The 10,869-nt window shown below is 45.6% G+C and carries 7 protein-coding genes; 3 read left to right on the top strand and 4 right to left on the bottom strand.

Features of this window, described 5'->3' with window-relative positions; all coding sequences use genetic code 11:
• Nucleotides 1-65: 65 nt before the first annotated feature.
• Together hrpA and AAA946_RS08325 are read right to left on the bottom strand one after the other, a co-directional pair.
• Nucleotides 66-3,986, bottom strand: a complete 3,921-nt coding sequence (hrpA, locus tag AAA946_RS08320; protein WP_338164436.1) for an ATP-dependent RNA helicase HrpA — start codon at nt 3,984-3,986, stop codon at nt 66-68.
• Nucleotides 3,987-4,110: 124 nt separating this feature from the next.
• The gene (locus tag AAA946_RS08325) at nt 4,111-5,442 is read right to left on the bottom strand and encodes a MipA/OmpV family protein (RefSeq protein ID WP_338164437.1); all 1,332 of its coding nucleotides are present in this window, start codon (nt 5,440-5,442) and stop codon (nt 4,111-4,113) included.
• Between the two features lie 272 nt (nt 5,443-5,714).
• Between AAA946_RS08325 and AAA946_RS08330 the strand changes: the two genes are divergently transcribed.
• From AAA946_RS08330 to AAA946_RS08340, 3 genes are all read left to right on the top strand, one after another.
• Entirely contained in the window at nt 5,715-6,089 is a 375-nt protein-coding gene (locus AAA946_RS08330; RefSeq protein ID WP_338164438.1) for a hypothetical protein, read from the top strand.
• 29 nt (nt 6,090-6,118) lie between these two features.
• The gene (locus AAA946_RS08335) at nt 6,119-8,032 is read left to right on the top strand and encodes an alkaline phosphatase D family protein (protein WP_338164439.1); all 1,914 of its coding nucleotides are present in this window, start codon (nt 6,119-6,121) and stop codon (nt 8,030-8,032) included.
• Between the two features lie 87 nt (nt 8,033-8,119).
• Nucleotides 8,120-8,566, top strand: a complete 447-nt coding sequence (locus tag AAA946_RS08340; protein ID WP_338164440.1) for a tellurite resistance TerB family protein — start codon at nt 8,120-8,122, stop codon at nt 8,564-8,566.
• A gap of 82 nt (nt 8,567-8,648) precedes the next feature.
• Here the strand turns inward: AAA946_RS08340 and AAA946_RS08345 are convergent, their stop codons facing one another.
• Nucleotides 8,649-9,179, bottom strand: a complete 531-nt coding sequence (locus tag AAA946_RS08345; protein WP_338164441.1) for a 3'-5' exonuclease — start codon at nt 9,177-9,179, stop codon at nt 8,649-8,651.
• 88 nt (nt 9,180-9,267) lie between these two features.
• The gene (locus AAA946_RS08350; protein ID WP_338164442.1) at nt 9,268-10,803 is read right to left on the bottom strand and encodes a sensor domain-containing diguanylate cyclase; all 1,536 of its coding nucleotides are present in this window, start codon (nt 10,801-10,803) and stop codon (nt 9,268-9,270) included.
• Nucleotides 10,804-10,869 lie beyond the last annotated feature (66 nt).

Raw genomic sequence — 10,869 nt, forward strand, 5'->3', positions numbered from 1 at the left:
GGTAAAACCTGACTGTTTCTCAGAGACATAGATCAAAATTCTTGAAGCGAACTCAGTAAAAGCGCCTAACAAGCATTAATGGCGTTCAACACTCGCTTATCCGAAACTGGGTACGGAGTCCCCAGCTGTTGAGCGAAATAACTGACACGCAGCTCTTCAAGCATCCAACGAATCTCTTTCACGTTTTCGGGTATTTTCATACCTTTCGGGATCTTGTTAAGCAACTCTTTGTAATCTTGTGTTACCGATTCCACTTTCAACATGTGCATACGGTCGCGATTTGGATCGATGGGTAGCTTCTCCATACGTTTTTCCACCGCTTTCAGGTAACGAAGAATATCAGGTAGGCGCTTCCAACCACATTCGGTCGCAAAGCCCTTGAAAATAAGCCCTTCAACCTGCGCTTTAATATCAGAAAGTGCGAACGCCATTGTGAGGTCAACGCGTCCTTTTAACTTCTTATTAATATTAAATGCTGTAGTAAGTATGGTTTCTACCTGTTTGGCAATGTCGACGACAGTGTCACCAAGTTCACCTCGAACGTGCTCTTTTAACTGTTCGAACTTGTCCGCATCCCAGACTAAACCACCCTGCTCGTCGATAAGCTTATCGATACCACACGCAATACAGTCATCAATTAAATCTAACACTTTACCGTATGGGTTAAAATATAACCCAAGTTTGGACTTGTTCGGCAAATTAGTATGCAGGTATTTAATCGGAGAAGGCACATTAAGCAGTAATAGGCGGCGCTGGCCCTCTTTCATGACCTGCTCTTGCTCTACTTCTGTCTCAAACAGTTTGATCTCGACGCTGTCTTTGTTATCGACCAATGCAGGATAAGCTTTGACATCGAACCCGCCGCGCTTTTGAGAATACACTTTCGGTAATTCACCAAAGCTCCATGTGTGCAGACCTTGTTGCTCAATATCATCATCCGCGACTTTAGAGAGTGTCTCTTGCACTTTATCTTTTAAGCTCTCTTTGAGCTCATAGAGATCACGATTCTCTTTGAGTTTACGATTACGATGGTCCACTGCGCGGAACGTAATACGCAAGTGATCCGCTAACTGCTCTAGGTTCCAATCTTCACGCAGCACTTCTACTCCGGTCATACGGCGCAGCTCTTTCTCTAGCGAATCTAGCAATGGCGCATCCATTGGAGTCACTCGTGCTAAGAACGCATCGGCATAGTTTGGAGCGGGTACAAAGTTTTTACGAAGAGTTTTAGGCAGCGCTTTTATCAAGCTGACTACCAACTCATGGCGTAAACCTGGGATTTGCCAATCAAAACCCTCTTGTTCAATCTGATTTAATATTGGCAGCGGAATATGAACGGTCACACCATCATTGTCTTCGCCAGGTTCAAACTGATAACTGAGTTTGAGTTTGAGTCCACCTTGGTGCCAGAAGTTTGGATAGTCCAAATCCGTCACATGACTGGCATCTCCTTTGAACAACATCTCTTTTTCAAAGTTCAGCAACTCTTTGTTTTGCTTGCTAGCTTTCTTCCACCACGTGTCAAAATGTCGACCTGAAACAACATCTGTACCTACACGCTGGTCGTAAAACTCAAATAACTCATCGTCATCCACCAAAATATCGCGGCGGCGAGATTTATGTTCGAGTTCTTCTACTTCCTGAAGCAACTTACGATTTTGTTTGAAGAATGCATGTTTGGTTTCCCAATCACCTTCAACTAACGCACTACGAACAAAGAGCTCGCGGCTGATTACCGGGTCAATCGCGCCGTAGTTCACTAGGCGTTTCGGAACAATTGGCACGCCGTAAAGCATGATTTTTTCATGAGCCATAACAGCGGCACGTTTTTTCGACCAATGTGGTTCGCTATAACTGCGCTTAATCAGGTGCTTAGCCAAAGGTTCAATCCATTCTGGCTGAATTTTGGCAATGATACGGCCCCATAGCTTAGACGTTTCCACCAGCTCTGCGGACATAATCCACTTTGGCTGTTTTTTGAATAGACCCGACGCTGGGAAAATATGGAAACGAGCATTACGTGCGCCTTGATACTCGTTCTTCTCTTGGTCTTTTACACCAATGTGCGAGAGCAAACCCACCAGCAGCGCACTGTGGACCGCTTGATAGCTACCAGGCTCCTGGTTGAGCTTCGCATCCATTTCACGCATCGCTTGGTGTATCTGGAAATACACATCTTGCCACTCACGAACACGCAAATAATTTAAGTAGTCCTGCTTGCATTGTTTGCGGAACTGATTACCCGACAGCGCTTTTTGCTGCTTTTGAATATAGTCCCACAAGTTCACAAACGTTAAGAAGTCCGACTCTTTGTCAAAAAAGCGGCGATGCTTATCATCCGAAGACTGCTGCTTATCGCTAGGACGCTCACGTGGGTCTTGAATTGACAGTGCTGAGGCAATCACCATGACTTCTTTCAAACACCCAAGACGTGGCGCTTCAATCACCATACGAGCAAGACGCGGGTCAATCGGCAAACGAGCAAGCTGACGCCCAATTGGCGTTAGGCGTTTTTTCGGATCTTTAGCCTTATCATTGATAGCGCCGAGCTCTTCTAGTAGGCGAACACCATCTTGAATATTGCGTTTGTCCGGCGCTTCGACAAATGGGAAGGCTTCAATGTCTCCTAGACCCAGTGCTGTCATCTGCAAGATAACCGACGCTAGGTTGGTTCTTAAGATCTCTGGGTCGGTAAACTCTGGACGTGACTCGAAGTCTTCTTCCGAGTACAAACGAATACAGATACCCTCTTCAACACGTCCACATCGGCCTTTACGCTGGTTCGCGCTCGCCTGAGAAACCGGTTCAATCGGCAGTCGCTGCACCTTGGTGCGGTAGCTATAACGGCTGATTCGCGCCGTACCTGGGTCAATAACGTATTTGATGCCAGGTACTGTAAGTGAAGTCTCAGCAACGTTGGTGGCTAACACTATGCGGCGTCCAGCATGGGGCTGAAATATTTTGTTTTGCTCACCCGCTGACAGACGGGCATATAAAGGCACAATTTCTGTGTCGCGAAGATTGCGCTTACCCAACGCATCCGCGGTATCTCGAATTTCACGTTCGCCATTCATGAAGATCAGGATATCGCCCAATCCTTCATCACAAAGCTCGTCAACCGCTTCAAAGATACCTTCAAGCTGATCGCGATCGTTGTCGTCATCACCACGAAGTGGACGATAACGCGTTTCAACCGGGTACGTACGACCTGAAACCTCGATAATTGGCGCGTCATTAAAGTGCTTAGAGAATCGCTCTGGGTCAATGGTCGCCGAGGTGATGATTACTTTCAGATCAGGGCGTTTCGGTAAGAGCTCACGCAAATATCCGAGAATAAAGTCAATGTTGAGACTACGCTCGTGCGCTTCATCGATGATGATGGTGTCGTATTGATTTAAGAAGCGATCATGCTGAATTTCAGCAAGAAGAATACCGTCGGTCATCAACTTGATCTGGGTATTGTCCGAGATCTGATCATTAAATCGAACTTTATAACCAACAAACTCACCTAGAGAAGTCTCCATCTCTTCAGCAATACGGTTCGCGACCGAACGCGCCGCAAGACGTCTTGGCTGCGTATGGCCAATCAGGCCAAATTTACCACGGCCAAGTTCTGAACAAATTTTTGGTAACTGAGTGGTTTTACCCGAGCCTGTTTCACCAGCGACGATCACCACTTGGTGCTCTTCTATCGCCTTAGCAATATCGTCTCTCTTCTGGCTAACCGGAAGTAACTCTGGGTATTCAATGTGCTTTGTTTGATTAGCGCGCTGCTCGGCTTCCATCATCGATTTTGCAATATCTACTGCAATCTCATCGAAAACGGCGGCTTGAGCTTCAGGCTTTTTAATTCTTGCTGCACCAGCAATGCGTTTGCTTAGGCGAAAACGGTCGCGGATCATGCAGTCTTTTAATGCTTTTTTCAGTGACTGCGGGTTGTTCGCTTGAGCCTTAGCTGGCTGATTTTTTGATTGAGAGGAAGTCAAAACATTCCCTGCTATTTTTCTTATTTAAAACTGGCGCGATTGTAGCACAGCTACCAACTACGGGTTAACTGGCGCGCAAACAAAAAAGCTCCGCATTCGCGGAGCTTTCGTGATTATTTGCTGCTTAGAAGTGGTACTGCAAGTAAACCGTACTGTAGTTACTGCCGCCTTTAATTCGACCAAACTGAGAAGACGCTTCGAAGATTGCACTGCGGTGATGCAGGGAATAACCAAGCCATAAGTCTTCCAGCTCTGGTTTGCGAATCAGAGAACCAATACTGAGATCGTAAGAGATATCAATGTAGTTCATTAGATGACTCGCACGCTTGCCCTTCTTATCCATTTCTTGCTGTTCGATATGAGTAATGCTGTCGATGTACGACAAACCGTTACCGACACCCAAGCGCATCTTAACCGGCCATTCGATGGTGTAGTACGCTTTGATCAGAGTAACAAACTCCGTCGCCGCACTTTGCACTTCTGAATCCCAGTGATGAGCAATACCCGGGCTCAGGTAAATATCCAGTGGCAAACCGAAAAGTTCGTCGGTTAAAGGATGGCCGTAAAATACCGAGGTCAATTGGTTATTGTATGGGTCACGCTTGCCGTTAAAGGTTAGGATATCCCCCATATCAGACGGCGAAGCCCAGCCATGGGCAACACGAACATAAGGTTTAGCACTGATATCTCGGCTTACTTGTTTGGCTTTAGATGTACTCTTTTTCTTCTCATTAAAGAAACCGACACCAACAAACACTTCGCCTTCGAATCGCTCCTTGATCACCGATGAGTGATACGCTTGGTTATCTAACATACGAATGTTAGTCGACCCTAATAGATACAGATTCGAGGCTACATGGTAACGCGCATCGACTCCCATCGCGTAGTCCACGCCGCCGCCTAAGTTATCGACGGTATCACGATAAGTACCGTAATACTGGGTGTTGAAATCCGCATCTTTGAATCGCAACGTCACGTTCGGACGAACTTCTAAATCGCCATATTCCACCAAGCCCTGGAGCCTAAAGTTAGCGTGAAATCGGTCTTCTCCATCTGTCATTAGCTCAGCATCATAATGCCAAACTGGGTCAAAGTTATAACGCATTTGCAAACCGTAGTCAGCGGTATCACCGCCCACTGCGTTTTGTTCATCTGCGGGTATGTCGATATGTCGCATACGCGTTATAGCATTGAACTCTAATTGTTTATCATCCGTTTTATAGAGGTGGGCACCTGCCATGGTACCGTCAAGAAAGACATAGTCGTTCTTAAAGAACATCATCGGAATAAAGGTGCTGACAGTCGTGTCGCTTCCTTTTGTATCAAAAGGTACGTTGGCTGTACGCCAAACCGCAGCAATACCCCACTCCGCTTCTTGCGCTTGCGTTTCGGCTTGAACAACAGGGGATGTGATCAATGCTGCCGTAATCGCTAACGCGAGATTTTTCTTAATCATGTCTTGCAGTTTCTCCAACTGGAAATGTTATCAATCAGTAAATAGAATTCAGGGCACGTATATTGGTTAGCCAGTCACTCGAACATTTGGCTAAGCTGTAAGGCTTATGCCATTTTTCGAAGACTAAGCCTACCAACGCTATCTCTCAAGCGAAGACTTGTTATATTATGTTGTTATTACACTTATTGTGTCACTAGACTGTGATTACTGACTATAGGCTAATAAATAACCAACAGTTATCAAAGGCATAGTTTCCACTATTTAGACCCATCGTGAAAGTAGAAAAATTAAAAAACATCCTCAATAATTTGCCAAAAGACCAAGATATTCGAATTGTCACGGGTGAACACTGGCTTCCTGAGCAATTGGTTAATACTGAACTCGATAACAACCTGTTATTTCTGGAGTTTGACAACGCACCTGATGAAGGAGAGCAAGGTTTAGAGGCAAGAGGATTTGTAGAGCATGAAGTTGAACTTCTTCGTCAACGTCTGGATGAAATCGTCAAACAAAGTGACGATTCGTCTCAATTGTTAGACGCTCTTACAGGTTTCTTTCTTGTCGGCCATGAAGCGAGCAGCGCCGAGTTTATCGAGTTGCTTGAACAAATGGAGTCTAGTGACGAAACCTTAATTCAGAGTGCTTGATGTAACATAAATAAGTGATGAGAGTTGCTATGACGACACTGCCCCCACTGCTTGCCGGACCCATTTTACGCCGTACCAACCGTTCAGAGTTCACATTGTGGTTGGCAACGTCAGTAGATCCAAGTTCACTCTTGGTTGAGTTGCATGCCGAACAAAAATCATCCTACGCGTTTCGCGACTCACAGTACTTACAACTCAGTTCAAAGCTTTGGTTGGTACAGTTCTATATCAATCATCAATTGTCTTCACGCGACCACGTTGATTACGACATTGTTGACGCGCAAACGGGACAATCCGTTCTACCTAAGGATATTTGTTATTCAACACGGTCTAAGGTTCAAGTCCAACTTTCCAACACCGCCGATCATATTTTGCATGGCTCCTGTCGAAATCCTCATCATCCGAGCCCTGACAGCTTAGTGATGCTCGATGATCGCCTAAGTCAATCGATGACCTCTGGCTCTTTGAAAGATATACCAGACGTACTGCTGCTAACAGGCGATCAGATTTATGCCGATCACATTGCTGGCCCCACGTTGGCAGCGATTCAAAACGTCATTCAACTACTAGAACTTCCAGATGAGCAATTTGATCAAAGCACGCTTGCCGATAGCTGTCGTTTACACAGTGGCGAAATCGCCCTGTATGACCGCGATAAACTGCTTCCTCGTTTTCAAGATGACACCAGTCGACTAAAAAACCTTCTTAGTCAGCAGCAAACCGCTATTTTTAGCTCCCGCGATTGTGAAAACCATCTGGTCAGCTTTTCTGAGTTCATTGCCATGTATCTGCTCACTTGGTCCCCAGAGCTATGGAACACCATAGGTTTTGATGACCTCGAGCCGAGCATGATGGCCGAAGAGCATCGAGACACTTGGAATAAAGAGAAACAGATACTCAGCCGCTTTGTGCAGGGGCTGCCGAAAGTGAGGCGCTTGCTCGCACATATTCCGACCTACATGATCTTCGATGATCACGACGTCACAGACGATTGGAACTTAACCGTTGGCTGGGAAAAAGCAGCATACGAACACCCTTTTTCCAAGCAAATCATCGGCAATGCTCTGTTTGGCTACTTACTGTGCCAGGCTTGGGGCAATCACCCAGAGCAAATGAGCGCCGACTGGCAAGATGAGCTTGAGGCTCTGTTTGTCGGCATGAACCAAGGGCCGAAGCAAACTATCTATATCGATAAAGATCAGCACCAAGGGATAATTACTAAGCTATTACGCTACGAAAAATGGCACTACACGTTAGATTCTCACCCTAAAGTTGTGGTGTTAGATACGCGCACTCGGCGTTGGCGCTCTGAATCAAAAATAAACAAACCATCAGGCCTTATGGACTGGGAGGCAATGGTTGAATTTCAACAAGAGCTGCTTGGACTCGATGCGGTTGTCGTTGTCTCCCCCGCACCTATGTTTGGTGTTAAGTTCATCGAAACACTACAAGCAATGGCGACGAAGCTTGGAAATCCGCTGATTATTGATGCGGAAAACTGGATGGCTCACCCAGGCAGCGCCAATACGCTACTGTCGATTTTTACCCACAGTAAAACACCAGAGAACTTTGTGATTCTCTCCGGCGATGTCCACTATTCGTTTGTCTATGACGTGAAGCTGCGCTTCAAACAAAGTGACTCGCACATTTATCAAATCACGTGCAGCGGGATTAAAAATCAATTTCCCGAACCACTATTGACGGTTTGTGATTGGCTAGATAAGTGGCTTTATACGCCACGTTCACCACTGAACTGGTTTACAAAACGCAAGCGCCTCAAAGTCTTCAAGCGAAAACCTCAACCAAGTGAACATAACCGGCTAGTCAATCGATGCGGTATTGGCCTCGTTAAGCTTGATCCTTTTGGGAAGCCTGCGCATATTTCTGTCCTGCACGGAGATGGAACTCAAACCAAGTTCCCTGAAACTTATTCTGAAGACTAAACTCTAACTACTTGTGATCGTAAGCCACGGTCACCATGTAGTTAAGTAGAACAGTTACAGCAATACAACCAATAGTCAGGTACAGCCATGTTTAATGCCATTACTTCTCTTTTTAAGCAGCTTATCGAAGGGGATGATCTGTCAAAAACTCAAGGCGTGAGTCCGAATTTGGCTATCGCATCGCTACTTTGTGAAGTTTCAAAAGCCGATTATCAAGTAGATGAAGAGGAAGAGACGGCCAAACGCCACTTAGTGATTCGCTTACTTGGTATCAATGACGATGAAGCGCAAACTCTGCTGTCTCAAGCCAGCGAACAGACACAAAACTCCGCATCGCTGTACGATTTCACATCAAGTTTGCGTGAATTAAATCAAGAAAAGCGTTTCGAACTGATTAAAGCGATGTGGGAGGTCGCCAACGCTGATGGTGTCATCGACCCACTAGAAGACGCAGTGATCCGTAAAGTCGCCGAACTTCTTTATGTCGACCATAGCGAGTTCATTCGAGCTAAAATTCAGGTTGTCGACAAGTAACGGCAACGTAGCTATTGACTAAGCTAGCTACCGGCTAAATAACGATCAGCCCCAAGACACGAGGTCGTTGGGGCTGATGTGACTAAAGCATTGTCAGTGCAAGCTTAGCGAGATTATAAGCATCAACAAAGCCGGAGTGCTGACGTCCTTCCCACTCAATGCCCTTTTGTTCTTGAGCAGCTTTATGGCCAATACGTTTGTCTTTCAATCGATTCTGAATACGGTACAACGTCGCCAAATTAACAAATTCTTTAAACGGCATATCGATACCTTTTGCCTCACATTCGAGCCTCAAGATCTCATCATCTCGCCCCCAAGAAGCGTAGATTTTGTTTGTTCCGCCAAAGTTTTTCACCATTGACTGAATTACCGATTCCAACGGTCTGCCCTGTTTTTCTACTTTACGTGGCGTAATACCCGTAAGCTCTGTACAAAATAGCGACACTTCATCAGTTTCTGGCTTAACATAGTACTGGGCTCGCTTGACGACTTCTTGCTTGACCAGATCAATTTCAGCTAAACCCACTTCAATGATTTCACCGGTAGTGCCAACGCCATCGACGTTCCAGCAGCACATTTCAAGATCAAAGCAAACGACTCGATTGTAATTCATAGCGACACAGTAAACAGTTATTAACACGGCGAAATTGTAGCGTATTCAAAACAAAAGCTCGACAGTCGATCGGCTGATCGCTCTATATTCAAGCAACATTAGCGCGATTTCGGCCGTGAGCCTTACTGATGTACAGCTGTTCATCGGCGCGATTGATAAGCTGTTCGATGGTTTCACCGCGATAGACCGCCGCCCCAACACTCAGAGAGCACCTGAATTCAGAGTCAATGGACTGCCAACTCAAAGACGCCACTTCTTTACACATGCGTGTCAGATAGTGGTGCAAGGTGCCATAATCGATACATCGGCTGATCACCGCAAATTCGTCGCCGCCTAAGCGAAATAGCATATCGTCCGGGTACATTTGCTCTTTTATATACACCGCCACTTGCATCAAAATTTCATCGCCAACCACATGCCCATATTGGTCATTGATACGCTTAAAATTATCAACGTCAATGATCACGAGCGAGAATGGTTTATGGCAGGAAATGTGATATTCAGTAAGGCGATTAAAGGCTCGGCGGTTGTATACCTCTGTGAGCGGGTCACGCTCAACGAGATATTGTAGGTCTTTAGTTCGGCGATTTACTATCATCGTTAAACGGCGCTGCTCGCGTAACATCAGATACACCACATAGGAAAGCAGTACCGAAATCAGCAGGCCACCTGTGCCCACAAAAAACAGTATTAACTGGTCGTTTTTTGAAATCGTTGCATCGTGCTTAAACTGAATCTTCCATTCTCTATCGTATAGACCGATGACCACATCTTTAGTGGAACTGTCGAGCAGTTGCCATTGGTCATTTTGATACAGAATAGGATCATCTTCGGCATCAAAACCCAGATCAACCACACGTACACCGATATCCTTGCCAATAGAGGTTCTCGACACAATCTGCTTAAAATACTCAGTAATGCGGATAACCCCAATCACGACACCACGCAAAGACTCCTTACCCGCCTCAAAGACAGGCACGTAAACCAACATACCTTGCTTGGGGATCGAGCGATCAAAACCATCTTGTAGCAGTCGTATTTTATCCGACAAGCTTGGCTCACCAGTGACACTGGTATTACGAATCACTCTTCGCACCCTTTCTCTAGAGGAGTAGTAACCAAGTGCTCGCAAATTGCCTTCATTGACTGGATAGATATCACTCGCAACGTAAATAGGCTCATCATCAGTGAGGATGTAACCATCAACGCGAGGTTTATCTTTGGGAACGGTGTAAATTTGATAGCTCGGAAAACGCTCTCTTACACGTTTGCTATGGGTTTCGACCTGTTCTGGATAGACTTTTTTCATCCATTGCATAGCGATTAAACTCTGCGAACCATCGACAAGCGGCGCCGCAAAGCTTGCGAAGTTATCCCAAGCAGAAGGCTGAGTTGCGTGATAAAAACTCGCACCAGCACCAATGAAACTAATATCAAGCATGACGAGCTCTTTGATGTTTTCTGCTTGATTGTCTGTTAAAAATTCGAAGTTTGATTCGGCGAGTTGTTCTTGTCCCCTAAAAACTATGTGTGTGATAAATGTGGTGAGTATTATCCCTAGCACAAACACCAGTACTGCATACCGTTTAACGCCACGGTCTTCTTTTTTTAAGCCTGCAACCATTTTTTGTCCTGACTGACTAGTGTCAGTTTTCTCATTTATGATACTTATAGCCAGATAATGTATTAT

The organism is Vibrio sp. 10N (genome assembly GCF_036245475.1).
Taxonomy (GTDB): domain Bacteria; phylum Pseudomonadota; class Gammaproteobacteria; order Enterobacterales; family Vibrionaceae; genus Vibrio.

What these genes read in the sequence shown, in the direction of transcription:
- AAA946_RS08325 (WP_338164437.1), bottom strand. Translation starts at nt 5,442, where the DNA reads ATGATTAAGAAAAATCTCGCGTTAGCGATTACGGCAGCATTGATCACA.
- AAA946_RS08335 (WP_338164439.1), top strand. Translation starts at nt 6,119, where the DNA reads ATGACGACACTGCCCCCACTGCTTGCCGGACCCATTTTACGCCGTACC.
- AAA946_RS08340 (WP_338164440.1), top strand. Translation starts at nt 8,120, where the DNA reads ATGTTTAATGCCATTACTTCTCTTTTTAAGCAGCTTATCGAAGGGGAT.
- AAA946_RS08345 (WP_338164441.1), bottom strand. Translation starts at nt 9,179, where the DNA reads ATGAATTACAATCGAGTCGTTTGCTTTGATCTTGAAATGTGCTGCTGG.
- AAA946_RS08350 (WP_338164442.1), bottom strand. Translation starts at nt 10,803, where the DNA reads ATGGTTGCAGGCTTAAAAAAAGAAGACCGTGGCGTTAAACGGTATGCA.